Origin of the sequence: Pantoea leporis (genome assembly GCF_028048155.1) — a bacterium.
Taxonomy (GTDB): Bacteria; Pseudomonadota; Gammaproteobacteria; order Enterobacterales; family Enterobacteriaceae; genus Pantoea; species Pantoea leporis.
Genome location: NZ_JALMEU010000003.1, coordinates 330,569 through 356,291 on the forward strand (window position 1 = coordinate 330,569; position 25,723 = coordinate 356,291).

A 25,723-nucleotide genomic window follows, 5' to 3' on the forward strand; every position below is an offset into this window, starting at 1 on the left:
CTGTAAACTCTCGCGGTGAAATGTCCCGGCGGATATAGGGCATTAGAGCTTGGGAAAAGCTTTTTCCTGACTGCCGGTAATCAAACAAGAGGTCATGATGAGTACAGAGATTAAAACTCAAGTCGTGGTACTTGGGGCAGGTCCTGCAGGTTACTCTGCAGCCTTCCGTTGCGCTGATTTAGGTCTGGAAACCGTAATCGTTGAGCGTTACAGCACCCTCGGCGGTGTTTGTCTGAACGTAGGCTGTATCCCGTCAAAAGCGCTGCTGCACGTCGCCAAAGTGATCGACGAAGCAAAAGCCCTGGAAGAGCACGGTATCGTGTTTGGCCAGCCGCAAACTGACATCGACAAAATTCGTTCGTGGAAAGAGAAGGTGATCAACCAGCTCACTGGCGGCCTCGCGGGTATGGCGAAAGGTCGTAAAGTGAAAGTGGTGACTGGCCTCGGCAAATTCACCGGTGCTAACACGCTGGTGGTCGAAGGTGAAGGTGGCGCAACCACCATTAACTTCGATAACGCGATCATCGCGGCCGGTTCTCGTCCAATCGAACTGCCATTCATTCCGCACAACGATCCGCGCGTGTGGGATTCAACCGATGCGCTGGAACTGAAAGAAGTGCCGAAGCGTCTGCTGGTTATGGGCGGCGGCATCATCGGTCTGGAAATGGCCACCGTTTATAAAGCGCTGGGTTCAGAGATCGACGTGGTTGAGATGTTCGACCAGGTGATCCCGGCTGCCGATAAAGACGTAGTGAAAGTCTTTACCAAGCGTATCAGCAAGAAATTCAACCTGATGCTGGAAACCAAAGTGACCGCTGTTGAAGCGAAAGACGATGGTATCTACGTATCGATGGAAGGTAAAAAAGCGCCAGCTGACGCACAGCGTTATGATGCGGTGCTGGTGGCGATTGGTCGCGTACCGAACGGTAAAGGCCTTGATGCGGGTAAAGCAGGCGTGGAAGTGGACGATCGCGGCTTTATCCGCGTCGACAAGCAGATGCGCACCAACGTACCGCACATCTACGCTATCGGTGACATCGTGGGTCAGCCAATGCTGGCGCACAAAGGTGTGCACGAAGGCCACGTAGCGGCGGAAGTGATCTCGGGTCTGAAGCACTACTTCGACCCGAAAGTGATCCCATCCATTGCTTACACCGAGCCAGAAGTTGCCTGGGTTGGTCTGACCGAGAAAGAAGCCAAAGAGAAAGGCATCAGCTACGAAGTGTCCACCTTCCCGTGGGCCGCTTCAGGCCGTGCTATTGCGTCTGATTGTGCAGACGGTATGACTAAACTGATTTTCGACAAAGAGACTCACCGTGTTATCGGTGGTGCGATTGTCGGTAGCAACGGCGGCGAGCTGCTGGGTGAAATCGGTCTGGCGATTGAAATGGGCTGTGATGCCGAAGATATCGCTCTGACCATTCACGCGCACCCAACGCTGCATGAGTCTGTCGGCCTGGCTGCCGAAGTGTTCGAAGGTAGCATCACGGACCTGCCGAACCCTAAAGCGAAAAAGAAATAAGTTTGCGCTTTGAATAAATAAACGGCTCCTTTAAGGAGCCGTTTATTATTAGTGGTTCTATTTACATAAACAAATAAAAAAGGCGCGATAGCTAACACATGCGCAATGCCGAAATAGCGGGAGCGAACTCCCGCTAATGAAGTTTTACTGTTGTGGTTCGTAAGCCATAACAGCCGATAATTCAGCAGTGAATATCCGTAATCGTAATTCACAGAGTGAACTGCGATTAACCAGACACAATCCTAATAGAATGAGTCCGCTGATAATCAGCTTGCTGAATATAGACTTCATAGTCACGTTCCTCTTGATTTAGCACGAGCAAGCGACTACCCTGACATTGTCTAGGTGTTAGGGTGTTAAGTCGCTCACCCGTGTGGTTAATGAAAATTAATCTCACGGGTTCACTCTCCACAACCTACCCCAATCTTTTCAGCTTGAAGCAAGTTGCCTCAAGCGCCCGCAGGCAGCGTACGCCAAACTTCTTATATTTCACCTTAATTCTAAAATTATTTATGATTAATGGATTCATATATTATCTAACCATTTAAATAGATCGAGTAATGGATGTTTTTAATTAAAAGTTAATTTCTTTAAGCCAATCAATAAAATGCCTTAGCGGAGCAGAAAGATATTTACGGCTCGGATAGTAGAGCCAGAATCCTTCTTCTACCTGAGTGAAGTCCGCCAGTATTTCTACTAAGTCACCGCGAATTAAATCTTCCCGCACCGTACCTTGATGCAGAAAGGCAATGCCTACGCCCGTACGGGCTGCGTGTAATATCCGCTCATTACCACCCTGCAGAATGCGCAGGCTCATAACCAGAAGTTAGTGAATCAACTTACCGAGATGGCTGGAGGTTATGATGCAACAGCCGCCCAGCTAGCGTTAGCGTGGGTGCTGGCAAAAGGCGAGTTTATTGTGCCGATTCCCGGTGCCAGCAAAATCGCCCATCTGGAACAGAACTGTGTCGCCGCCGATTTAGCATTACGTCATGCGGATGTCGCCACGCTGGACGAGTGGTTTAGCGAGAAAAATATTCTGGGCGAACGCTATAACGACAGCGAATTCGTGCTGGTTGATCGTTAACACTCTTCTGCGTATATGAGAACAAGCAGGCTTTCAAAGCCTGCTTTTTTATGTGATCCCGCTCAATTTGCAGATGAAGCTGCTAAAAAACGCACGAATGTTGCTTTTTTGTAAACAGATTAACAATCAGGCGAAATGCTGCTATGCTGCCCCACGCGGAACCGGGCACCTCACCCTACTGTTCGTCAGCATCAAGGGGTGCACCGGAAAGCTATACAATGAGAGCGAGGAGAACGTCGTGCTAGAAGAATACCGTAAGCACGTTGCCGAGCGTGCTGCCCAGGGAATCGTACCTAAGCCGTTAGATGCTTCCCAAATGGCCGCGCTGGTTGAACTGCTGAAAAACCCGCCAGCGGGTGAAGAAGAATTCCTGACCGACCTGTTGGTCAACCGTGTCCCACCAGGTGTTGATGAAGCGGCGTACGTAAAAGCCGGTTTCCTGGCAGCTGTCACTAAGGGCGAAGCCCACTCTCCTCTGGTTACTCGCGAAAAAGCCGTTGAGCTGCTGGGCACCATGCAGGGCGGTTATAACATCCATGCGCTGATTGAAGCGCTAGAAGATGAAGCCTTAGCACCGATTGCTGCCGAAGCCCTGTCTCACACGCTGCTGATGTTCGATAACTTCTACGATGTCGAAGAGAAAGCCAAAGCGGGTAACCCACACGCGAAAAAAATTATCCAGTCCTGGGCCGATGCCGAATGGTTCCTGAAGCGTCCAAAACTGGCTGAAAAAATTACCACCACCGTGTTCAAAGTGACCGGCGAAACTAACACCGACGACCTCTCTCCGGCGCCGGATGCATGGTCACGTCCGGATATTCCACTGCACGCGCTGGCAATGCTGAAGAACGCCCGTGAAGGCATCGAACCCGACGATGCGGGTAACATTGGCCCGATCAAACAGATCGAAGCACTGCAGACCAAAGGCTTCCCGTTGACCTACGTCGGCGACGTGGTCGGTACCGGTTCTTCACGTAAATCCGCCACCAACTCGGTGCTGTGGTTTATGGGCGATGATATCCCTTACGTGCCAAACAAAAAGGGCGGCGGTCTGTGCCTCGGCGGTAAAATTGCTCCAATCTTCTTCAACACCATGGAAGATGCGGGCGCCTTGCCGATCGAGCTCGACGTTGATCGTCTGAACATGGGCGATGTCATTGACGTTTACCCGTACAAAGGCGAAGTGCGCAATCACGAAACCGACGAATTGTTGGCGACCTTTGAGCTGAAAACCGACGTGCTGCTGGACGAAGTCCGTGCTGGCGGTCGTATTCCGCTGATCATCGGTCGCGGCCTGACCACCAAAGCGCGCGAATCGCTGGGTCTGCCGCATAGCGATGTGTTCGTGCAAGCCAAAGATGTGGCTGTTAGCACCCGCGGTTACTCGCTGGCGCAGAAAATGGTCGGCCGCGCGTGCGGCGTAGAGGGTGTCCGTCCGGGCTCATACTGCGAACCAAAAATGACCTCAGTGGGTTCTCAGGACACCACCGGTCCAATGACCCGTGATGAACTGAAAGACCTGGCGTGCCTCGGCTTCTCCGCTGACCTGGTGATGCAGTCATTCTGCCATACCGCCGCCTATCCGAAGCCGGTCGACGTGACCACGCACCATACGCTGCCAGACTTCATCATGAACCGTGGCGGCGTGTCGCTGCGTCCTGGCGATGGCGTTATCCACAGCTGGCTGAACCGTATGCTGCTGCCAGATACCGTTGGTACCGGCGGTGACTCACACACCCGTTTCCCAATCGGTATTTCCTTCCCGGCAGGTTCTGGTCTGGTGGCGTTTGCTGCTGCGACGGGCGTGATGCCGCTGGATATGCCGGAATCGGTGCTGGTGCGCTTCAAAGGCGAAATGCAGCCGGGTATCACCCTGCGCGATCTGGTACACGCCATTCCGCTGTATGCGATCAAAGCTGGCTTGCTGACCGTTGAGAAAAAAGGGAAGAAGAACATCTTCTCTGGCCGCGTGCTGGAAATCGAAGGTCTGCCGAAACTGAAAGTTGAGCAGGCATTTGAGCTGACCGATGCCTCGGCTGAGCGCTCTGCTGCCGGCTGTACCATCAAGCTGGATAAAGAGCCGATCATCGAGTATCTCAACTCGAACATCGTGCTGCTGAAATGGATGATCTCGGAAGGCTACGGCGATCGTCGTACGCTGGAGCGCCGCATTGAAGGCATGCAGAAATGGCTGGCCGATCCGCAACTGCTGGAAGGCGATGCGGATGCTGAATACGCGGCGGTGATCGATATCGATCTGGCCGAGATCAAAGAGCCAATTCTGTGCGCACCGAACGATCCAGACGACGCGCGTTGGTTGTCTGACGTGCAGGGCGAGAAGATTGACGAAGTGTTCATCGGTTCGTGCATGACCAACATCGGTCACTTCCGCGCGGCCGGTAAGCTGCTGGATGCCCATAAAGGCCAGCTGCCAACCCGTCTGTGGGTTGCGCCGCCAACCAAAATGGACGCCGCACAGCTGACCGAGGAGGGCTATTACAGCGTCTTTGGTAAGAGCGGTGCGCGTATCGAAATTCCGGGCTGTTCACTGTGCATGGGTAACCAGGCGCGTGTGGCAGACGGCGCGACGGTGGTTTCCACCTCAACCCGTAACTTCCCGAACCGTCTGGGTACCGGTGCGAACGTCTTCCTGGCGTCAGCAGAGCTGGCGGCGGTCGCTTCGCTGCTTGGCAAGCTGCCAACGCCGGACGAGTATCAGCAGTTCATGCTGCAGGTTGATAAGACCGCGGCTGACACGTATCGCTACCTCAACTTTGATCAGCTGGGACAATACACTGACAAAGCCGACACAGTGATCTTCCAGACTGCCGTTTAATCGGTTATCGGGATGAACAAGGGGACGATGAAAATCGTCCCTTTTTTTATGCCCTTTTTTCCGCTGACATCTCCAGGCATAATGCGAGCGCGATCCCACTTTATTCAGCGTGCTGCGCACAAAATGCACTAACACTGTGCTGCACAGCGCGTCATCAGTATGAGGCAATCATGGAATATGAATTTCTGCGTGATTTGACCGGTCAGGTCAAAGTGCGTATGTCGATGGACCACGAAGCGGTGGGGCACTGGTTCAACGAAGAGGTCAAAGACAATCTGCCGTTGCTGGATGAAGTTGAGGCCGCTGCCCAACAGGTGAAAGGCACCATCAATCAGTGGCAGCGTGTCGGGCATGAATACACGCTGTGGCTGGATGATGAAGAGGTGATGATTCGTGCCAACCAGCTGGCGCTGGAAGATGACGGCATGGAAGAGGGCATGACTTATTACGACGAAGAGAGCCTCTCTTTCTGTGGCGTCGACGATTTTCTTGCAGTGATTGCCGCTTATCGGCTGTTTATTGCCGGTAAATAACTAAACAGTAAGGTCGCCATTGATGGCGACCCAGCCGATTACCGCGTCGCGCCACTTGCCACGGAATGCGCATGCGTCACCTGTTCCTCATCGACGATAGGTTCAACTTTACCCATCAGGAACAGATAGTTAAGAATGCCAATTACCACCAGCACCGCCGAGAACACCAGCGCCCAGGTAAAGTGACCGGTTGCGCCAACAATCGCGCCGGTTATGATTGGACCCACCGCGCCGCCCATGTTTGAAACGGTATTCTGCAGCCCCGCCACAATCGACACGCTGTTTTGCGGTGCCACATCGCCCGGCAAGGCCCACACTTGTGATGCCGCCACGGTGGTGCCGGATTTGGCGATACACAGCAGCAGCACGGTCATAAACACCGAATCGGTGAACGGGGCAAATCCGATACACAGCGCCATCAGCAGGCCGATGGTGAGAAACAGTTTGCGTGTAGCGGTCAGCGACAGCACTTTGTTATGCACCATCCGATCCGATGCCCAACCCGCCAGCACTTCAATCACCATGCCACAGATCAGCGGCAGCGCAGCCACCATCCCCATTTTGAGGAAATCCATGCCTTTATCTTTCACCAGATAGGTCGGCAACCAGGTAATAAAGAAATAGGAGGTGTAGTTGATGGTGAAAAAGCCAATGCACATTGCCCAGATATTGCGATAGCGCAGCAGCTTGTACCACTTCATCGGACGCACGCTTTTGTCGCCGTGCTTTTGCGTCTGACCATTACGGATGAAGCGCACTTCTTGCTGGCTTATCGACTTATGATCTTCCGGATTCTCGGCGTAGATAAAGTACCAGGCAATCACCCAGAACAAGCCCAGCGCGCCTATAGCGAGGAAGGTCAGACGCCAGTCGAACAGGGCGATCATAAAGACGATTAGCGGCATGGCCACCGCACCACCAAATTTGGAGGCACTGTCGAACAGGCCAGAAACCGTGGCGCGTTCGCGATCCGGGAACCAGCGCGCGGTAATGCCCGCGTTGCTGGGATAGGCGGCGGCCTCACCGACACCGAGTGCTAAACGCAGCGCCAGCAGCGATTTAAAGCCGGTCGCCAGTCCCATCGCCATGGTGGCGATCGACCACCAGCCGACGGCGATACCAAGCCCTTTTTTCTGGCCGAAGCGATCGGCAAACCAGCCCGCCGGGATCTGCAACAGCGCATAAGACCAGAAGAACGCCGCCATGATGAAGCCCATCATTTCAGGATTGATATCGAGTTCTTTGATCAGATGCGGAGCCGCTGCCGAGAGAACGGTGCGGTCAATGTAGTTAATGGCGATGGCCAGCCACATCAGGCCAGCAATCCACCAACGGATACGACTCGAGCGCGCAGAGTTAGTCATAGTAATTATCCACTCGAAAAAGGTTACAGGATAAGGCGGCGTGTTATTCCAGCCCGTTCATCACGTTGATTGGGCGTTCGCCCTGTTGGATGCACTGCACAATTTGCGTCACGCAGCGTTCACCAATCGCGCTGATCGCACCGTCGGTGTAACCGGCGATATGCGAAGTGGGAATGAAGTTGCTAAGCGTAAACAGCGGATGCTCGGTCAGCGGTTCCTGCACAAACACGTCAGCCGCTGCTCCGGCGATCACGTTATCCAGCAGCGCCTGATAAAGATCCTGCTCATTCACTACGCCGCCGCGTGAGGCATTAATCAGGAAGGCATTTTTCTTCATGCGTTTGAGGCGCGCGGCATTAAACAGATTCTGCGTTTTGTCGGTAAGCGGCATGTGCAGAGTGATGAAATCGCTGGTTTCGGTCAGCTGATCCAGCGTGACGAAGTCGATGCCGTTTTCAGCAGCAAACGGCTCATCAGGATAAAAATCAAATGCGATCACCCGCATGTTGAAACCTCTGGCGCGCAGCGCGACCTGCTTGCCAATATTGCCCAGCCCGATGATGCCCAGCGTTTTGCCGTACACGTCGGTGGCAAAAATACGCGGCCAGCTGCCCGCTCGGGTTTCGATGGCGGCTTGGGTGATCTGACGCGCGCTGTTAAGGATCAAAGCAAAGGCGAAATCAGCGACAGCATGTTTATTGGCATCCGGCACGTTGGTGACGTAAATCCCGCGTGCACGCGTGGCATCCAGATTGATGTTGTCGACGCCAACGCCGTGCTTACAGACGATTTTCAGCTGCGGTGCTAACGCCAGCAGCTCTTCATTGATGTCAGTAAAAGCCACGATCAGCGCCACGGTGTCCGCCAGATGCGGCTGGAGTGCGCTCAGCGGCGCATCGGCGGGCAGCGTGATCAGCTCAAAACCGTGCTGTTGCAGCGTGGTTATCGGCGTCGCGTCATATTTTGCAAACGACGGTGAGGTACAGATGACTTTCATAATTCTTCCCGATGTTGAAAATAAATACCGTTCCCGCGGATCGCATGCATCGTAGCGGCGCAATTTATTGCGCGAAAAATCGCGCCGCTACGGCTTGTGCGGCGATTGAAATCGGCTTCACGCTGCTATGGTGATGACTCTAATTACTGCAAATACTGATTCACAATCTGGCGGATCTTCTGCTCTTCTTCGGCTGAGAAACTCACCGCGTAGCGGCTGTCACCAACCTCAAAACCAAGCAGCGTCACTGCTTTTTTCACTGCGGCGGGAGAGAAGCCGACGCTATACAGATCGGTGCGCAGACCGGTCACATTTTCTTGCGCCAGGCGCGAACCTTCGATATCGCCGGCATGGAAGTGCGCCCAAATTGCGTTGATCTCTTTAGGCGCCACGTTAGCAAGGCCAGAAATACAGGCCGAACAGCCGTCGACAAAGCCCTGATGAATCAGCGAATCCGGGCCGTTCAGCACATCAAAACTGTTGATGCCTGCAGCCGCTTGCAGGAAGCCGCTCAGGCTCTCATAGCTGCCGGCGCTGTCTTTGATACCGATGATGTTTGGGTGTGCGGCCAACGTGCGTACGGTTTCCGGTTGCAGCGTGTTGCCGGTGCGCGCCGGAATGTTGTAAAGGAACAGCGGCACGTCGATGGCGTCAGCCACCGCGCGATAGTGGGCAATCAGCTCTTCCTGCTTTAGCGGCACGAAATAGGGTGTGATGACCGAAACCGCATCCACGCCCAGCTTCGCCACTTGTTTCCCAAGGCGAATGGTTTCACGCGTGGAGATCTCGCCAATGTGCGCCACCACCGGTGCGCTGCCGTTCACTTCATCAACGCAGGTCTGCGTTACCGCCAGCTTCTCCTGTTCGTTCAGCACGAAGAATTCGCCGTTGGTGCCGCCGCAAAAGATACCGTTGCCGGCGCTTAACTGGCGTTGTACCTGCTCGCGCTGGGCGGCTGGGTTGAATGCGCCGTCGCGATCAAAGGTGGTGACGATGGCGGTTAACACGCCCTGAATTTTCTTACTCATGTTGTCCTCGATAATACTTAGTGATTCAAAGCCGGAAACAGCGTCAGGTAGACGTTTCGTACGTCTTCGGCGCCCACTTTCATCGGTACATTCTTCATCAGGCGCTGCACGTCGAGCGCGGCTTCCACCAGATACGGCAAATGATCCGGGCCGATACCCAGCTCTTCCAGGCTGGCGGGCAGCTTCAGGCGCTTCACCAGTGCGGCAAAATACGCCACCAGCGCGTGGGATTTGGCTTCGTCGTCCAGCGTGATGTCGGCATCCGACAGCAGATCGTAAACCTGAGCGAATTTGCTCACCGCCGCCGGTCGTACAAAGCGCATGCAGGGCGCAAGGAGAATGGCGTTGGCGACACCGTGCGGCAGGTGATATTTGCCGCCCAGCGGATAAGACATGGCGTGCACCAGATGCGTACCGGCATGCGCAATGGACGCGCCACCATAATAAGATGCCCACAGCATATTCAGGCGCGCTTCGAGATTGTCGGGTTCGGCGATAGTGGTTTCGAGGCTGGCAAACAGCTTTTTCATGCCGATCAGCGCATAGTTATCGCTCACCGGGTTCGCCACGGTCGCGGTAAAGCACTCAATCAAATGGCACAGCGCATCGATACCGGTGGAAGAGGCGATGTGCGGTGGCATGCTGGTGGTGAGTTCTGGCACCAGCGCGACATAATCTGGCAGCATCACTGGCGTGATAATGCCGACTTTGGTCTCTTTCTCGGGGATCGCCAGAATCGCGTTGGGCGTGGCTTCCGAGCCAGTACCTGCGGTGGTCGGAATCAGTAGCGAAGTGGTGCGCGTGTGCGGCTTCTCACCAGCCAGTAACGCCTCCAGTGTCGGCGCATCTTCGACACACAGAATCGACAGCAGCTTAGCGACATCCAGTACGCTGCCACCGCCGATGCCAATCACCAGATCCACATCGGTGCTCGGCAGCGCGGCGACAATGGCCGCCACATCGTGCTGGCTAGGCTCTGGCGGCACCGTGTTGACGATGCTCAGGCTGGCAATCTGCTGCGTGAGCTGGGCGATCAGCTTTTGTACCGCCGGAATGCCTTCAATATTCTTATCGGTCACCAGCAGCGCTTTGTCTTTACCTTGCAGTAAATAGCTGAGGTCATTAAGCGCCTGAAAGCCACTGATCACGGTGCTGTTGATATTCATCTCTTACCCTTACGTTTTTTGCGCGGAATGATTGATTTTGCTCAATCGCCGCAAGTTCCATCACTGCAGTGCCTAATTTTATAGGGCAAATTGATTTCGATTAATTTGATCTTGCTCACATATAATCAATCATGATTGAATATAATCATTGCGACCCGGCAGCGGCCGGAAGAGGAGAGAGCATGACTTCACAGCCATGGAAAACGCCAGTCTTAGTGATTGCCGATGACTTTACCGGCGCCAATGACGCGGGCAGCGGGCTGGCACAAGCCGGGGCGCGTGTGCATGTGCTGTTTGAGAGCAGCACGCCACACGACGCTGGTGCTGCCGATGTGCTGGTGATCAGCACCGATAGCCGTGCAACCAGCGCACAAGAAGCGGCCCAACGCACGCGAGCTGCCATTGAGCAACATCAGGCCATCGCTAACGACGGTTGGTTATTTAAGAAGATCGATTCCACGCTGCGCGGCAATCCCGGCGCGGAGATCGAAGCCGCGATGCAGGCCAGCGGTAAAACATTAGCCTTAGTGGTGCCGGCGGTGCCGAAGCTCGGACGCACCACGCGTGCGGGTGACGTGTGGATCCATCAGCAGCGTTTGATCGACAGCGAATTCGCCAGCGATCCCAAAACGCCGGTCACCAGCGGCCATGTGCTGACGTGTCTGCAGATGCAGAGCACATTGCCGGGTGAAACCCTCGATCTCGCCACGCTGCGCAGCGATCAACTGGCGCAGGTGCTGGCCAGCAAGCAAGGTTTGCTGGTGGTGGATATCGAGCAGGACGCCGACATTGCCTTGTTGATGGCCGCGGCAGCCACGCTGGAGACGCGTCCGTTGTTGGCCGGAGCATCCGGGCTCAGCGATGCGCTCGGCGCGTTGCTGGCGGCACGTCAGTCGCGTCCGGTGCTGGCGGTGGTCGGTTCGATGAGCGCCATTGCGCAGCAGCAGATTACACGCCTCGCTAGCCAGCGTGACATCCGCATTATCGACATTGATATCCGTCAGCTGTTTGCCCAACCGGCCTGGCCGCAGGCTGAACGGTGGCAGCAAGAGATGCAGCAGGCGCTGCACGACGGCGCGCATTGCGTGGTACGCACTACCCAACATGCCGGGCAGCGTCATGAGATTGCGCAGTTGTGCCAACAGCATCAGGTTTCTCGTCAGCTATTGGGCGAACGCATCTGCCAGTTTCTCGCGCAGTTAACCCGCCGCGTGTGCCGCGAGGTGCAGCCTGCTGGGCTTTATCTCTCTGGCGGCGATGTGGCGATTGCCGTGGCACAGGCATCAGGTGCCCGCGGTTTTCAGATTCAGGGCCTTGTGGCGGGCTGCGTACCGCACGGGGTTTTGCTTAACAGTGAATTACACCTGCCGGTGATGACCAAAGCAGGTGGCTTTGGTGACGAAAACACCCTGGTAGAAGCCATTCGTTTTATTGAGGAGAAGTCGAGTGAGTAAAATTATTGCGATTACCATGGGCGATCCGGCGGGCATCGGCCCGGAGATCATCATTAAAGCGCTGGCAGAAGGGGAGTTAGCGGGCGCGCCTGCCGTGGTGGTCGGTTGCGCTAACACGCTGCGTCGGGTGATGGGTTTACATGTCACGCCGCAGGCTGAACTGCGCGTGCTCGACCAGGTCAAGGATGCGCATTTCGCGCCCGGCATGATCAACGTGATTGATGAGCCGCTGGCGGATGCCGCCGCGCTGCAGCCTGGCGTGGTGCAGAAAGCAGCGGGTGATTTGGCCTGGCGTTGCGTCAAACGCGCCACCGAACTGGCGCTGGCTGGCGACGTGCAGGCGATCGCTACCGCACCGTTAAACAAAGAGGCGCTGCACTCGGCGGGTCATATCTATCCCGGCCACACCGAACTGCTGGCGCAACTGACCAACACCAAAAATTACGCCATGGTGCTCTACACCGATAAGCTGAAAGTGATTCACGTCACCACGCATATTGCGCTGCGTAAGTTCCTCGATACCTTAAACGGCGAGCGCATTCAAACGGTGATCGGCATGGCCGACAGCTTCCTGCGCCGCGTCGGTTTCGACCAGCCGCGCATCGCGGTGGCGGGGGTTAATCCGCATGCCGGTGAAAACGGTCTGTTTGGTGATGAAGAGATCACCATCGTCGCGCCTGCCATTAACGCCATGAAAGCGCAGGGCATTGATGTCAGCGGCCCGTGTCCGCCCGATACCGTGTTCCTGCAGTGTCAGGAAGGACAATACGATATGGTGGTAGCGATGTACCACGATCAAGGCCATATCCCGCTGAAATTACTAGGCTTTTACGATGGTGTTAACATCACTGCGGGCCTGCCGTTTATCCGCACCTCGGCGGACCACGGCACCGCGTTTGATATCGCCTGGACAGGTAAAGCGAACTCTGCGAGCATGGCGATCTCCATTAAACTCGCGATGCAGCTTGCATAGGGAAATATGAAGGGACAAAGCCGTCTCGACCAGATTATGGATTATCTGAAGAGCCATAATTTGGTCACTGTTGAACAACTGGTGAGCGCGATTTCTGCCTCGCCAGCGACGATCCGCCGCGATCTGATCAAGCTGGATAAAGAAGGCGTTATCAGCCGCAGCCATGGCGGCGTTACGCTGAATCGCTTTATCCCCAATCAGCCGACCACGCTGGAGAAGATGCAGCGTAATCTCGCCGAGAAGCAGGCCATCGCGCAGTTTGCCGCCAGCTACGTGCAGTCGGGTGATGCGGTGGTGCTGGATGCCGGCACCACCATGCTGGAGCTGGCGCGCCAGCTGACGCACCTCAAGCTGCGGGTCATCACCGCCGATCTGCATATCGCGCTGTTTCTGTCGGAGTTTAAGCAAATTGAAACCACCATTATTGGTGGACGCATCGACGATTCCAGCCAGTCGTGCATTGGCGAACATGGTCGCCGTTTGCTGCGCAGCATCAATCCTGATATTGCCTTTGTCAGCTGCAACTCGTGGAGCATCGAACGCGGGATTACCACGCCAACCGAAGAGAAAGCCGGATTGAAGATGGATCTGCTGGCCAACGCGCGCCGCCGCGTTCTGCTGGCTGACAGCAGTAAATACGGTTCATGGTCGCTGTATTGCGCCGCGCCGATTGATAGCCTGACTGATGTGGTGACGGATGCACGTCTGGATGAAGCGGTGTGCCGCGACCTGCGCGAGCGGGGTATTGGATTGGAGTTGACGGTTTAGATTTAGATTGAGATTGTGCTGGCTGTCCCCCATCCCGGCCTTCCCCCGCCAGCGGGGGAAGGAGACGCTGCCACATGCAACTCTCGAACTGACATATTGCAGCATCTTCCTCCCCCACTTGTGGGGGAGGACCGAGGAGGGGGACAGCGAGCACCGACCGAGGAGGGGGACAGCAAGCACCAACCAGCGGGCAATGATTACTTAACGTAAGCCAGCAAACTCAACGAATCGCGCGCCAGCGACTTACACTTCTTGTCGTTGGTAATGGCGATACCGCTCAAATCCTTGTAGCTCTCTTCGCCCAGCGACTTCATGTTGTAATTGCTGTAGTTGCTTAAATCCCAACGGTTCTGTTGGGCGAAAAACACCAGTGCTTTACGAATCTGCGCGTCTGGCAAATCCTGATAGCCACAATCGTTCTTGAGATAAACGAACACGGCGGTGAGGTCGGCCAGATCTTCTGCTTCGGATTCGCTCAGGGCAAAACTGGTGGAGGAGAAGCCAAGGAGTCCCGCCAGCAGCAGGATCTTGATGCTTTTCGTCATAATCATTCTCAACAAGGGACAATTTATTGACGTTAGCACAGTTATTGCCGCTATTCCGCTAAATTTGCCCTTTCGGGCCATTCCCACCCTTTTTATCAGTGCAATCTGTTTCAGGGCTTGACCCTCCCGCAGGGTAAAGGTTTACGCTGTGCCCTTATTCACGACAAGGATAAGAATATGCAACGTCGTCATTTTCTAAAGTTGACTGCCGCACTCAGCGCCGCCGGTGCGCTGCCGCTGTGGAGCCGCTCACTAATGGCCGCCACGCGCCCATTATTACCGATTCCCTCCATTTTGCAGCCTGATGCCCGCGGGCAATACACCTTGACCGCCATGACCGGTAGCAGCCAATGGAATGGCAAAGCGGTGCCTACCTGGGGATACAACGGTGGATTGCTCGGACCCGCGCTGCGTCTGCAACGCGAAAAAGCCGTCACGGTGAATATCCATAATCAACTGCCGGAAGCCACCACCTTGCACTGGCACGGGCTGGAGATCCCCGGCGATGTTGATGGCGGCCCGCAAGGGATTATTGCGCCCGGCGCGACGCGTCAGGTCAGTTTCACCCCTGATCAACCCGCCGCGACCTGCTGGTTCCATCCGCATCACCACGGCAAAACCGGTTATCAGGTGGCGCAAGGTCTGGCGGGTTTGGTGCTGCTGGAAGATGAAGCGTCCGGCAAGTTGCGTCTGCCGATGCAGTGGGGCGAAGACGATGTGCCGCTGATTTTCCAGGATAAGCAGCTAAATAAAGCGGGAACGCAAATCGATTATCAGCTCGATATCATGCGCGCCGCCGTCGGCTGGTTTGGCGAAATGATGCTCACCAACGGCGTGCAATATCCGCAGCATGCGGTGCCACGCGGCTGGCTGCGTCTGCGTTTGCTTAACGGCTGTAACGCGCGTTCGCTGCATATCGCCACCAGCGACCAACGTCCGCTGTACGTAATTGGCAGCGACGGTGGGCTGCTGGCCGAGCCGGTGAAAGTCGATAGCTTGCCGCTGCTGCCGGGCGAGCGTTTTGAAGTGCTGGTGGATACGTCAGATGGCAAAGCCTTCGACGTAGTGACGCTGCCGGTGACGCAGATGGGCATGACGCTGGCGCCGTTTGACCAACCGCTGCCGCTGGTCAACATTCTGCCGCTGCGCGTGATGGCCAGCGGTACGCTGCCGGACAAGCTGGTGGATCTGCCGCCCATTCCCGCCACCGAAGGCCTGCAAAGCCGCTGGCTGCAGCTGATGATGGATCCGCAGCTTGATCAGCAAGGTATGCAGGCGCTGATGGATCGTTACGGCGATAAAGCCATGGGCGGCATGAAAATGGATCATGGCAACATGGCGATGAGTGATAGCGCGAAGCCGATGGATCATGGCGATATGGCGATGGATCACGGCAGCCACGGCAAAACTGCCGCCTATGATTTCCATAATGGCAACAAGATCAATGGTCAGGCATTTAATATGACCAAGCCGATGTTCAACGTGGAATTGGGCAAAGTGGAGAAGTGGACGATTTCCGGTGAAGGTGATCACATGCTGCATCCGTTCCACATTCACGGCACGCAGTTCCGCATCCTGTCAGAAAACGGCAAGCCGCCTGCGGCGCATCGCGCAGGCTGGAAGGACATCGTCAACGTTAACGGCTGGCGCAGCGAAGTGCTGGTGCGCTTCAACTATGTCGCTAACGCCGACAATGCGTACATGGCGCATTGCCATCTGCTGGAGCATGAAGATACCGGCATGATGCTCGGTTTTAGCGTCAGTTAACCGACGACTCCAGTGCCAGGCGAATATCCTCGATCAGGTCGTCAGGATGTTCGATACCAATCGACAAGCGCACGGTCGAATCGGTGATGCCAATACGCTGTCGCACATCCTGCGGCACGCCCGAATGGGTGGTGCTGGCAGGATGGCTGGCAAGCGATTCGGTGCCGCCGAGGCTCACCGCCAGCTTGAACAGTTCCAGCGTATTAAGGAAACGGAACGCCGCCGCTTGCCCGCCACGAATATCAAACGAGAAGGTTGAACCCGCGCCGCTGCACTGGCGCTGATACGTTTTGCCCGCCGGACTTTCTGCCGCCAGATACGGCAGCCAATGCAGTTTTTCCACCTGCGGATGATCGCGTAAAAACGCCGCCACGTTTTCGGCATTGCTGGTGGCTTTCTCCATACGCAGCGACAGCGTTTCCAGCGAGCGGCCAATCATCCAGCTGGAGTGCGGATCCAGCTGCGTGCCGATGGCGCTGCGCAGCGAACGTACCTTGCCGATCAACGCTTTGCTACCCAGCACCGCACCGGCAATCAGGTCCGAGTGGCCGCCGACATATTTGGTCAGTGAATAGAGCGACAAATCTGCGCCATGCTGCAACGGCTGTTGGAACACCGGCCCAAGCAGCGTGTTATCGCAGGCGAGAATCGGCCGCGAACCTTGCTGCTGCGCAATCACATCTGCCACCTGCTGCATCAACTGAATGTCTACCAGGCTGTTGGTGGGATTGGCGGGCGTCTCAATCAGAATCAGCGCCACGCGTCCGCGCTGCCACGCCAGCTTCGCCGCTTCATGCACCTTATCTTCATCGGTGCCATCGCTGAAACCCACCGCTTTGATCTCCAAATCGTGCAGCGTTTTGCTCAGCAGCGTTTCGGTGCCGCCGTACAGCGGCTGGGAATGCAGAATCACTTCACCCGGACGCGCAAACGTCAGCAGCGTGGTGGCAATCGCCGACATGCCGGAAGAGAACAGCGCCGCGCTTTCCGCGCCTTCATACACCGCCAGCCGATCTTCTACGATTTCGCTGTTGGGATGGTTGAAGCGTGAATAGACCAGCCCACCAGTTTTGCCTTCCGGCGGCTGCTTGCGCCCGGCGACGAAATCGAAAAAATCCTGCCCCTCTTCGGCACTGTTAAACACGAAGGTGGAGGTGAGAAACACCGGCGGTTTCACCGCGCCTTCCGATAACTGCGGATCGTAACCGTAATTCAGCATCTGCGTTTCCGGGTGCAGATCGCGCGTACCAATTTTGGTTTTTTTACTGGATGAAGCGGTCATAGGAACTCCAGAACTCGGCGGTAAAGGGGCGGACGTGTTCCTACAGTTAACGCCAGCGCGATAAATTCCGCCACGGAATCGTTTGCGTTCTGTGCGCGGCGTTAGACGCTGGCTCGTCTATGATAGACTTCGTGGCTTTCCAAAAACCGTAACTGGACGCATGCAATGAAACATACCGTCGACGTGATGATCTCCGAGCAAGAGATCGCAACCCGAATTGCCGAACTGGGCAAGCAGATCAACGAGCACTACCGCAACAGCGGCAGCGAAATGGTGCTGGTGGGTTTGCTGCGCGGCTCCTTTATGTTTATGGCCGATCTGTGCCGCGCCATCGACGTGCCGCATGAAGTCGACTTTATGACGGCGTCAAGCTACGGCAGCGGCATGTCGAGCAGCCGCGATGTGAAAATCCTCAAAGATCTCGATGAAGATATTCGCGGCAAGGATGTGCTGATCGTGGAAGACATCATCGATTCCGGCAATACGCTGAGCAAAGTGCGTGAAATCCTGCGCCTGCGCGAGCCAAAGTCACTGGCGATTTGTACCTTGCTGGATAAGCCAGAGCGTCGTGAAGTGGACGTCACGGTTGAATATGTTGGCTTTACCATTCCCGATGAGTTCGTGGTCGGCTTTGGTATCGATTACGCCCAGCGCTATCGACATCTGCCGTATATCGGCAAAGTTATCCCGACCGGTGAATAACCGCACAATCGTCCAAGGCTAAACTTCCCCGCCTGCGATACACTGCGCAGCCCGTAAGCCAACGGTTTATGGGCTGGCTCGACTCTCTGCTAAACTCCATTGATTTCTTAATGTTAATGACCGCGACATCGCTCGTGCGCATTACCATTTTCATAGGCCTTTGATGTCTCTACAACAAGGTATGGATTCGCAATGACATATGCACTGGAAATTTCCGGGCTGACCAAAACCTATCCCGGCGGCGTACAGGCGCTGAAAGGACTCGATCTCAACGTGGAAGCGGGCGACTTTTACGCCCTGCTGGGGCCAAACGGCGCCGGTAAATCCACCACCATCGGTATTATCAGCTCGTTAGTGAATAAAACCGGCGGCAGCGTGCGCGTGTTTGGCTATGACCTGCAAAAAGATGTGGTCAACGCCAAGCGCCAGCTTGGGCTGGTGCCGCAGGAGTTCAACTTCAACCCGTTTGAAACCGTAATGCAGATTGTGGTCAATCAGGCTGGTTATTACGGTGTTGAACGCGCTGAAGCTAATAAACGCGCGGAAAAATACCTCAATCAGCTCGATCTGTGGGGCAAACGCAACGAACGTGCGCGCATGCTTTCGGGCGGTATGAAGCGCCGCCTGATGATCGCGCGTGCGCTGATGCATGAGCCGAAGCTGCTGATCCTCGATGAACCGACCGCCGGCGTAGATATCGAACTGCGCCGTTCGATGTGGAGTTTCCTGAAAGAGCTGAACATTAAAGGCACCACCATCATCCTCACCACGCACTATTTGGAAGAGGCGGAAATGCTGTGCCGCAATATCGGTATTATTCAGAGCGGCGAGCTGGTTGAGAACACCTCGATGAAAGGGTTGCTCTCCAAGCTGCAATCCGAAACCTTTATCCTCGATCTGGCGCCGCGTAGCCCGCTGCCGCAGCTGGAGGGCTTCCAGTATCGACTGGTCGATACCTCGACGCTGGAAGTGGAAGTGATGCGTGAGCAAGGTCTGAACAGCGTGTTCAGCCAGCTGAGCACGCAGGGCGTGCAGGTGCTGAGTATGCGTAACAAAGCTAACCGCCTTGAGGAGCTGTTCGTCAGCCTGACACAGGGAAAAACAGGAGTGAAAGCATGACGCACTTGTATTGGGTGGCGCTCAAGAGCATCTGGAGCAAAGAGATCAACCGCTTCGCCCGCATCTGGATTCAGACGCTGGTGCCGCCGGTGATCACCATGACGCTCTACTTCATCATCTTCGGCAATCTGATCGGTTCACGCATCGGCGATATGCACGGTTTCAGCTACATGCAGTTTATCGTGCCGGGCCTGATCATGATGGCGGTGATCACTAACGCTTATGCCAACGTGGCATCGTCGTTCTTTAGCGCCAAATTTCAGCGCAACATTGAAGAGCTGCTGGTGGCACCGGTGCCAACGCACATCATTATTGCCGGTTATGTCGGCGGCGGCGTGGCGCGCGGCGTGTGCGTGGGGATTTTGGTTACCGCGATTTCGTTGTTCTTCGTGCCGTTCCACGTGCATTCGTGGTCGATGGTGGCGCTGACGCTGTTGCTGACGGCGATTCTGTTCTCACTGGCGGGCCTGCTGAATGCGGTATTCGCGCGCACTTTTGACGATATCAGCCTGATTCCCACCTTCGTGCTGACGCCGTTAACCTATCTCGGCGGCGTATTCTACTCGCTGACGCTGCTGCCGCCGTTCTGGCAAGCGGTGTCGAAGCTGAATCCGGTGGTGTATATGATCAGCGGCTTCCGTTACGGTTTTCTCGGCATCAACGATGTGCCGCTGGTGTTCACGCTATCGGTGCTGATCGCCTTTATCGTGGTGTTTTATGTGCTGGTGTATTCGCTGATTCAGCGTGGGCGCGGGTTACGTACGTAGATTTGGGAGTGATCTTCAAAAAGATCGCCATTCATGGCAACCAAAGAAAAGGGCGTGGTGTGAAAACCGCGCCCTTGTTATATCAAGCCACCTGAACTGGTAACGCCTTAGCGAGGCGCTTCATTTCGTTATCGCCTTCGAAGTAGGCAACTTTCGGCTGCCAGCTGCGTGCGACTTCATCTTCGACCTGCACGTAAGAGCAGATGATCATGATGTCACCAGCGCAGGCGCAGCGTGCGGCGGCACCGTTGACTGAGATGATCTTCGAGCCACGTTCAGCGGCAATCGCGTAGGTGGAAAAACGCTGGCCGTTGGTGACGTTGTAAATGTCGATGGCTTCGTATTGCAGAATGCCGGAGGCGTCGAGGAAATCCTGGTCAATGGCGCAGGAACCTTCGTAATGCAAATCTGCCTGAGTGACTTTAACGCGATGCAGTTTGCCTTGAAGTACGGTGCGAATCATAACTGTCTAACCTTGTTAAGCTGCCAATAAACAACGGAAAACTACTCCGTCAGATCCACTTGCTGATTATCAATCAGACGCGCATTGCCGAGCCATGCGGCCATCAAAATCACCGCGCGCTGGCTGTCCACGTTCAGCGCTTGTAAGGTTTCGGCATCGCAAATCGCCAGTCCATCCGGACGGAAACCCTTCTCACGCAACGCCACTTCCGCTTGCTCGATAATCTCTTCAACATGGCGCTCGCCGTTGCTCAGACGTTCGGCCATGCTGTTCATCACCTGGCTAAGACCGGCTGCAATATTACGCTCGTCGGCGGTGAGATAGCCATTGCGCGAACTCAACGCCAGGCCATCTTTTGCGCGTACCGTTGGCACGCCCACAATCTCGATATCGAAGCCCATATCCGCCACCATCTTGCGGATAATCGCCAGCTGCTGGAAATCCTTCTCGCCGAAGCAGGCGATGTCTGGCTGCACCAGATTAAACAGTTTGCTGACGATGGTGGAGACGCCGCGGAAGTGTCCCGGACGGCTGGCGCCTTCCAGCAGCGATGATAAACCCGGCACTTCCACAAAGGTTTGGCTATCCAGGCCTTTGGGATAGACATCGGCGGGCGCGGGCGCAAACACCAGATCCACGCTATGACGATTCAGCTTCTCGCAGTCGTCCTGCAGCGTGCGCGGATAGCGCGCTAAATCGTCGGGACGATTAAACTGCATCGGATTGACGAAAATCGAGACCACTACAACGTCAGCGCGCTCGCGCGCTTCATCGACCAACGTCAGATGACCGTCGTGCAGGTTGCCCATGGTGGGCACCAGCGCAATACGTTTACCTGCCTGACGCCAGCGACGAATCTCACGACGCAGCATCGGCAGTGTTTCAATGATCAGCACTGCAAATCTCCTGATTTACTGAAAACTGTGTTCAGCGGCTGGATAGAGGCCCGCTTCAACGTCGGCGATATAGTGGCGAATCGCTGCACGAATGTCGCCGGTTTCTGCGAGGAAATTTTTGGCAAATTTGGGAATGTGACCGCCGGTAATGCCAAAGGCGTCGTGCATCACCAGAATCTGACCGTCAGTGACGTTGCCCGCGCCGATGCCGATCACCGGCACCGACAGCGCTTTCGTAACGCGTTCCGCCAGCGCCACCGGCACGCACTCCAGCACCAGCAGCTGCATACCGGCGGCTTCCAGCGCCAGCGCATCGGCCAGCAGACGTTCAGCGGCGGCTTCATCGCGGCCCTGTACTTTGTAGCCACCGAAGATGTTCACCGACTGCGGCGTCAGGCCCAAATGGCCGCACACCGGGACGGCGCGCTCGGTTAGCATACGCACGGTTTCCGCCAGCCACTCGCCGCCTTCCAGCTTCACCATATTGGCGCCCGCGCGCATCAGCTGTGCGGCGTTAGTAAACGTCTGTTCTGGCGTGGCGTAACTCATAAACGGCAGATCGGCCATCAGCAGCGCCAGCGGCGCGCCACGGCGCACGGCGGCGGTGTGATAGGCGATATCGTCCACGGTGACCGGCAAGGTCGATTCATGGCCCTGCACGGTCATGCCGAGCGAATCGCCAATCAGCATTACCTGAATGCCTTCATCGGCAAACAGGCGGGCAAAACTGAAGTCGTACGCCGTCAGCGTGGCAAATTTGCGCCCGCTGGTTTTGAGTTGGCGTAAATGGGAGAGGGTTGTTGGTTTCATCACACGCTCCAGAGTTTTCTGATGCGCGCAGTGTACTACGGCTTACTCAGACCACAAACGGATAGCGCTGCGATCCAGGGTGGCAAGAATCACAGATAAGGCTTGTCCATTCGGCAGCGACAATTGCGGGGCAATTTCCAGCAGCGGCACCAGCATAAAAGCGCGATTGTGCATGTCGTAGTGCGGCACGGTCAGGCGCGGCGTGTTAATGGTCTGGTTGCCAAACAGCATGATATCGAGATCCAGCGTGCGCGGTCCCCAGCGTTCAGCTTTGCGCACACGACCGTGTTGCAGCTCAATGCGCTGGGAATGATCGAGCAGCGCCTCAGCGTCCAGCGCGGTTTCCAGCGCCACTACCGCATTAAGGTAATCAGGCTGATCCGGCGGGCCGTACGGCGGCGTGCGATACAGGGAAGATGTGGCGATGCGCGAGGTATGCGGAATGGCATCGAGCGCGGCCAACGCTGCATCAACCTGATGCAGCGGATCGGCCAGATTACTGCCTAAAGCGAGGTAAACGCGGGTCATTGCGGACTGTTTGTGCGAGGCCCGGTTGGACGGCGACGCGGACGGCGCGGTTTACGGCGCGGGGCCGGATCGTCGCCCAGCGTGGTCATCATGGTTTTCTGCTGCACCGGTGCCGCCGCCTGGAACTCGCCCCACCAATGCGTCAGCTTTTGCAGCTCAGGATTGTTTTCCACGTCGGCACGCAGCGCCATCAAATCGTAAGCGGCACGGAACTTAGGATGCTCCATCAGCTTCCACGCACGTTTGCCGTGACGACGCGACATGCGCAGCTGCAGCTGCCAGATATCACGAATCAGCGTGGTGATACGCTTGGGAATCGCCAGCGCGCGGCAGGCTTCATCCAGCGTTTCGTTCATCGACAAGGCGAAAGCATCGTAATAAGTCAGGCCGCTTTCCTGCGCAATGCGTTCGGCGGATTCCAGCTGCGGATACCAGAACATTGCGGCAAACAGGAAGGCCGGATTGACGCGCATATCATTTTGCAAGCGGGTATCCGTATTTTTCAGAACCTGCGCCAGCATACGCTCCATCAGGCTGTCGCTTTCGGCGGTGAAACCGCGCGTCAGCATCGGGAACAGCGGCTGGAACAGCTGATATTCACGCATCATCTGATAGGTGCGGTAGCCGTAACCGGCCTGCAGCAGCTTGAGCGACTCTTCAAACATGCGCGCCGGCGGAATGTCATTCAGCAGCGTCGCCAGACGCGGGATCGGCTCGGCCGTTTCTGCCGCGATACGCATCTGCAGCTTGGCGGCGAAGCGCACCACACGCAGCATGCGCACCGGATCTTCGCGGTAGCGCGTTTCCGGATCGCCAATCATGCGAATGATGCCTTCGTGCAGATCGTGCAAGCCACCGACGTAATCACGTACGGTGAAATCGGCCACGCTGTAATAGAGGCTGTTGATGGTGAGATCGCGGCGTTGGGCATCGTCTTCAATGCTGCCGAAAATGTTGTCGCGCAGCAGCATGCCGTTCTGGCCGCGCTGCGAGCTGTTGCGATCTTCTTCGCTCTCTTCATGATGATGACCACGGAAGGTGGCGACTTCGATCACTTCCGGACCGAACATCACATGTGCCAGACGAAAACGACGACCGACCAAACGGCAGTTGCGGAACAGCTTGCGCATCTGTTCAGGCGTGGCGTTGGTGGTGATATCAAAGTCTTTCGGCTTGCTGCCGAGCAGCAAATCGCGCACGCCGCCGCCAACCAGGTAGGCTTCGAATCCGGCTTTGTTCAGACGATAGAGCACTTTGAGGGCGTTTTCGCTGATATCTTTGCGTGAGATGTTGTGGCTTTCTCGTGGAATGACAGTCATCTGACCAGGACTTTCAGCTTCCACCTCTTCAGGCGCCTCCTCATCACGCTTGAGGACTCTCCGGCAAAAATTAGCGACTCGGGTAAAAATGGGACACCTCGACAGTGAGAAAAAGGGTGTTAATAAAATCAGCGGCTAATCATAGCCTGTTGAGAACCATTTAGGAATGGTGATGTCGTTTCATCCTCTTTAAGACCGTTCTGCAACGGAATCAGGCGGATATTCCACTGCGCGACGGCCTGTTTCAACAGGCTTTCCAGCGATTCATCCTGCCAGCCAGCCGAAACCGGCTGACCAAGAAAGCGTAAAGCCTGCACCAGCAGCGGCCGCGCATCGCCAGCGGGCAGCGCGGGCGCATGATTCTGCTTGGAAAGCTTGTTGCCATCGCGATTGACCGCCAGCGGCAAATGCAGATAATCCGGCACTGGCCAGGCAAACTGCTGATACAGCGCAATCTGGCGCACCGTGGGCTCAATCAAATCCGCGCCGCGCACGATTTCCGTTACGCCCTGAAAATGGTCATCAACCACCACCGCGAGATTGTAGGCAAACAGCCCATCACGGCGATGGATAATAAAATCTTCCTGCGCCAGCTGCGCTTCAGCCTGTAAATGGCCACGCAGGCGATCGTCAAAGCCGCTAACCGGCGCATGCTGACGCAGGCGCAGCGCGGCGTTGTCCGGCGGCAGCTGCAAATCGCGGCAGTGACCATCGTAAAAACCGCCCAGCTGCTGGATGCGGCTACGCGTGCAGGTGCAGAAGTAACTTTGTCGATGCGTTTGCAGCCAGCTTAGCGCGGCGCGATAGGCATCGTGGCGCTGTGACTGCCATAAAACGTCGCCATCCCAGTAAAGACCATAATGTTCCAGCTGCTGCAAAATACGCGTTGCGGCACCGGGAACTTCACGCGGGGGATCGATATCTTCGATGCGCACCAGCCAGCGTCCCTGTTGCGCGCGCGCACTCAGGTAACTGCCTAACGCAGCAATCAGCGAACCAAAATGGAGGTCACCAGAAGGGGAGGGAGCGAAACGCCCAATGCAGTTTGAAGGATTCATAACGAAGTGTACCGCACGTCGGGAAAACAGGGATTTTCCCGGCTGTGCGGTAGCAATTTGCTTACGGCCATTAGCCAGCCATCTGCTTCTCGCGGATTTCTGCCAGCGTTTTGCAGTCAATGCAGAGATCGGCAGTCGGACGCGCTTCAAGGCGGCGAATACCAATTTCTACACCGCAGGAGTCGCAGTAACCGAAATCGTCGTCATCCACTTTCTTGAGCGTTTTCTCAATCTTTTTAATGAGTTTGCGCTCACGATCGCGGTTACGCAATTCCAGGCTGAACTCTTCTTCCTGCGCAGCACGGTCGACCGGATCCGGGAAGTTGGCAGCTTCGTCCTGCATATGTGACACAGTGCGATCTACTTCATCCCGAAGTTGGTTGCGCCAGGCTTCCAGAATCTTACGGAAATGGCCTAGCTGGGCGTCGTTCATATACTCTTCGCCCGGTTTCACCTGATACGGCTCCACTCCAGCGATGGCGAGGATACTCAGGGACGATGTTTTACGGTTTTGCCCTTCTTGCATGTTGTTTCTCCTGGATAACACGCACTTCCCTAGATACGTCAAGTTGCATGTGTTGACTGTGTGCCTGCAACCTAAACGATTTAGGGCTTATCGATTCCCATAAAGGGAAAAAAACAGGCCGCTATAAATAGCAGAAGCAATCAAGGTTGGCAATTATTCCTGACCACTACTTGACAAGCCTCTGAACAATCGCGTATTCAGCGCCTCGCCCAG

General features: G+C 55.8%; 26 protein-coding genes. 11 read left to right on the top strand and 15 right to left on the bottom strand.

What is annotated here, in order from left to right:
- Positions 1–97: 97 nt before the first annotated feature.
- Positions 98–1,522, top strand: a complete 1,425-nt coding sequence (gene lpdA, locus MWH02_RS12375) for a dihydrolipoyl dehydrogenase (RefSeq protein WP_271460736.1) — start codon at positions 98–100, stop codon at positions 1,520–1,522.
- A gap of 144 nt (positions 1,523–1,666) precedes the next feature.
- Here the strand turns inward: lpdA and MWH02_RS23105 are convergent, their stop codons facing one another.
- Together MWH02_RS23105 and MWH02_RS12380 are read right to left on the bottom strand one after the other, a co-directional pair.
- Entirely contained in the window at positions 1,667–1,813 is a 147-nt protein-coding gene (locus MWH02_RS23105; RefSeq protein ID WP_110867540.1) for a Hok/Gef family protein, read from the bottom strand.
- Positions 1,814–2,096: 283 nt separating this feature from the next.
- Positions 2,097–2,339: a LysR substrate-binding domain-containing protein gene (locus MWH02_RS12380; RefSeq protein WP_439652369.1), complete on the bottom strand. Its 243-nt coding sequence runs from the start codon at positions 2,337–2,339 to the stop codon at positions 2,097–2,099.
- Between the two features lie 12 nt (positions 2,340–2,351).
- Here MWH02_RS12380 and MWH02_RS12385 point away from each other — a divergent pair, with 12 nt between their 5' ends.
- The 3 genes from MWH02_RS12385 to yacL all read left to right on the top strand — a co-directional run bounded on the left by MWH02_RS12385 (position 2,352) and on the right by yacL (position 5,978).
- Entirely contained in the window at positions 2,352–2,609 is a 258-nt protein-coding gene (locus MWH02_RS12385) for an aldo/keto reductase (RefSeq protein WP_271460737.1), read from the top strand.
- Positions 2,610–2,847: 238 nt separating this feature from the next.
- Positions 2,848–5,445, top strand: a complete 2,598-nt coding sequence (acnB, locus tag MWH02_RS12390; protein ID WP_101762089.1) for a bifunctional aconitate hydratase 2/2-methylisocitrate dehydratase — start codon at positions 2,848–2,850, stop codon at positions 5,443–5,445.
- A gap of 170 nt (positions 5,446–5,615) precedes the next feature.
- Positions 5,616–5,978 carry a protein YacL gene (yacL, locus tag MWH02_RS12395; RefSeq protein WP_101762088.1) on the top strand — a complete coding sequence of 121 codons (363 nt, stop codon included), beginning with the start codon at positions 5,616–5,618 and terminating at the stop codon, positions 5,976–5,978.
- A gap of 38 nt (positions 5,979–6,016) precedes the next feature.
- On the opposite strand, the gene MWH02_RS12400 is transcribed toward yacL, so the two are convergent.
- The 4 genes from MWH02_RS12400 to MWH02_RS12415 form a co-directional block, all read right to left on the bottom strand.
- On the bottom strand, positions 6,017–7,342 hold the full coding sequence (locus MWH02_RS12400; RefSeq protein WP_217549089.1) for an MFS transporter: 1,326 nt from the start codon (positions 7,340–7,342) through the stop codon (positions 6,017–6,019).
- A 43-nt stretch (positions 7,343–7,385) separates the two neighbouring features.
- Positions 7,386–8,339: a phosphoglycerate dehydrogenase gene (locus MWH02_RS12405; RefSeq protein WP_271460738.1), complete on the bottom strand. Its 954-nt coding sequence runs from the start codon at positions 8,337–8,339 to the stop codon at positions 7,386–7,388.
- A gap of 143 nt (positions 8,340–8,482) precedes the next feature.
- A complete protein-coding gene (locus tag MWH02_RS12410; protein WP_271460739.1) occupies positions 8,483–9,367 on the bottom strand; it encodes a dihydrodipicolinate synthase family protein in 885 nt (294 codons plus the stop codon).
- Positions 9,368–9,384: 17 nt separating this feature from the next.
- A complete protein-coding gene (locus MWH02_RS12415) occupies positions 9,385–10,533 on the bottom strand; it encodes an iron-containing alcohol dehydrogenase (protein WP_271460740.1) in 1,149 nt (382 codons plus the stop codon).
- A 182-nt stretch (positions 10,534–10,715) separates the two neighbouring features.
- On the opposite strand from MWH02_RS12415, the gene dtnK reads away from it, so the two are divergent.
- From dtnK to MWH02_RS12430, 3 genes are read left to right on the top strand one after another with little or no spacing between them, the layout of a single operon-like run.
- Positions 10,716–11,987 carry a D-threonate kinase gene (gene dtnK, locus MWH02_RS12420; RefSeq protein WP_271460741.1) on the top strand — a complete coding sequence of 424 codons (1,272 nt, stop codon included), beginning with the start codon at positions 10,716–10,718 and terminating at the stop codon, positions 11,985–11,987.
- The gene (locus tag MWH02_RS12425; protein ID WP_217549079.1) at positions 11,980–12,960 is read left to right on the top strand and encodes a D-threonate 4-phosphate dehydrogenase; all 981 of its coding nucleotides are present in this window, start codon (positions 11,980–11,982) and stop codon (positions 12,958–12,960) included. The genes dtnK and MWH02_RS12425 overlap by 8 nt, the downstream gene beginning before the upstream one ends.
- Before the next feature lie 6 nt (positions 12,961–12,966).
- Positions 12,967–13,728 (top strand): DeoR/GlpR family DNA-binding transcription regulator, encoded by a 762-nt coding sequence (locus MWH02_RS12430; protein ID WP_101762081.1) that lies wholly within the window; start codon positions 12,967–12,969, stop codon positions 13,726–13,728.
- A 197-nt stretch (positions 13,729–13,925) separates the two neighbouring features.
- Here the strand turns inward: MWH02_RS12430 and MWH02_RS12435 are convergent, their stop codons facing one another.
- Positions 13,926–14,273, bottom strand: a complete 348-nt coding sequence (locus tag MWH02_RS12435) for a YacC family pilotin-like protein (RefSeq protein ID WP_007888732.1) — start codon at positions 14,271–14,273, stop codon at positions 13,926–13,928.
- A gap of 177 nt (positions 14,274–14,450) precedes the next feature.
- On the opposite strand from MWH02_RS12435, the gene cueO reads away from it, so the two are divergent.
- Complete coding sequence (gene cueO, locus MWH02_RS12440; RefSeq protein ID WP_271460742.1) at positions 14,451–16,040, top strand: multicopper oxidase CueO; 1,590 nt, start codon at positions 14,451–14,453, stop codon at positions 16,038–16,040.
- Here cueO and MWH02_RS12445 read toward each other — a convergent pair.
- Positions 16,033–17,322, bottom strand: a complete 1,290-nt coding sequence (locus MWH02_RS12445; protein WP_271460743.1) for a cystathionine gamma-synthase family protein — start codon at positions 17,320–17,322, stop codon at positions 16,033–16,035. The genes cueO and MWH02_RS12445 overlap by 8 nt on opposite strands.
- 165 nt (positions 17,323–17,487) lie before the next feature.
- Between MWH02_RS12445 and hpt the strand changes: the two genes are divergently transcribed.
- The 3 genes from hpt to MWH02_RS12460 all read left to right on the top strand — a co-directional run bounded on the left by hpt (position 17,488) and on the right by MWH02_RS12460 (position 19,910).
- Positions 17,488–18,024, top strand: coding sequence for a hypoxanthine phosphoribosyltransferase (hpt, locus tag MWH02_RS12450; protein WP_110867551.1), 537 nt, complete (start codon positions 17,488–17,490; stop codon positions 18,022–18,024).
- A gap of 192 nt (positions 18,025–18,216) precedes the next feature.
- A complete protein-coding gene (locus MWH02_RS12455; RefSeq protein ID WP_101762077.1) occupies positions 18,217–19,143 on the top strand; it encodes an ABC transporter ATP-binding protein in 927 nt (308 codons plus the stop codon).
- Positions 19,140–19,910, top strand: coding sequence for an ABC transporter permease (locus MWH02_RS12460; protein WP_101762076.1), 771 nt, complete (start codon positions 19,140–19,142; stop codon positions 19,908–19,910). The genes MWH02_RS12455 and MWH02_RS12460 overlap by 4 nt, the downstream gene beginning before the upstream one ends.
- Before the next feature lie 82 nt (positions 19,911–19,992).
- Here MWH02_RS12460 and panD read toward each other — a convergent pair whose 3' ends face one another.
- The 7 genes from panD to dksA all read right to left on the bottom strand — a co-directional run bounded on the left by panD (position 19,993) and on the right by dksA (position 25,510).
- Positions 19,993–20,373 carry an aspartate 1-decarboxylase gene (panD, locus tag MWH02_RS12465; RefSeq protein ID WP_007888760.1) on the bottom strand — a complete coding sequence of 127 codons (381 nt, stop codon included), beginning with the start codon at positions 20,371–20,373 and terminating at the stop codon, positions 19,993–19,995.
- A gap of 41 nt (positions 20,374–20,414) precedes the next feature.
- A complete protein-coding gene (panC, locus tag MWH02_RS12470) occupies positions 20,415–21,269 on the bottom strand; it encodes a pantoate--beta-alanine ligase (RefSeq protein WP_271460744.1) in 855 nt (284 codons plus the stop codon).
- 15 nt (positions 21,270–21,284) lie between these two features.
- On the bottom strand, positions 21,285–22,079 hold the full coding sequence (gene panB, locus MWH02_RS12475) for a 3-methyl-2-oxobutanoate hydroxymethyltransferase (protein ID WP_101762069.1): 795 nt from the start codon (positions 22,077–22,079) through the stop codon (positions 21,285–21,287).
- A gap of 42 nt (positions 22,080–22,121) precedes the next feature.
- A complete protein-coding gene (folK, locus tag MWH02_RS12480; protein ID WP_271460745.1) occupies positions 22,122–22,607 on the bottom strand; it encodes a 2-amino-4-hydroxy-6-hydroxymethyldihydropteridine diphosphokinase in 486 nt (161 codons plus the stop codon).
- The gene (gene pcnB, locus MWH02_RS12485; RefSeq protein ID WP_206098210.1) at positions 22,604–24,016 is read right to left on the bottom strand and encodes a polynucleotide adenylyltransferase PcnB; all 1,413 of its coding nucleotides are present in this window, start codon (positions 24,014–24,016) and stop codon (positions 22,604–22,606) included. The genes folK and pcnB overlap by 4 nt, the downstream gene beginning before the upstream one ends.
- A gap of 38 nt (positions 24,017–24,054) precedes the next feature.
- Positions 24,055–24,984: a tRNA glutamyl-Q(34) synthetase GluQRS gene (gluQRS, locus tag MWH02_RS12490; RefSeq protein ID WP_101762066.1), complete on the bottom strand. Its 930-nt coding sequence runs from the start codon at positions 24,982–24,984 to the stop codon at positions 24,055–24,057.
- Between the two features lie 70 nt (positions 24,985–25,054).
- Positions 25,055–25,510, bottom strand: coding sequence for an RNA polymerase-binding protein DksA (dksA, locus tag MWH02_RS12495; RefSeq protein WP_007888770.1), 456 nt, complete (start codon positions 25,508–25,510; stop codon positions 25,055–25,057).
- Between the last annotated feature and the right edge of the window lie 213 nt (positions 25,511–25,723).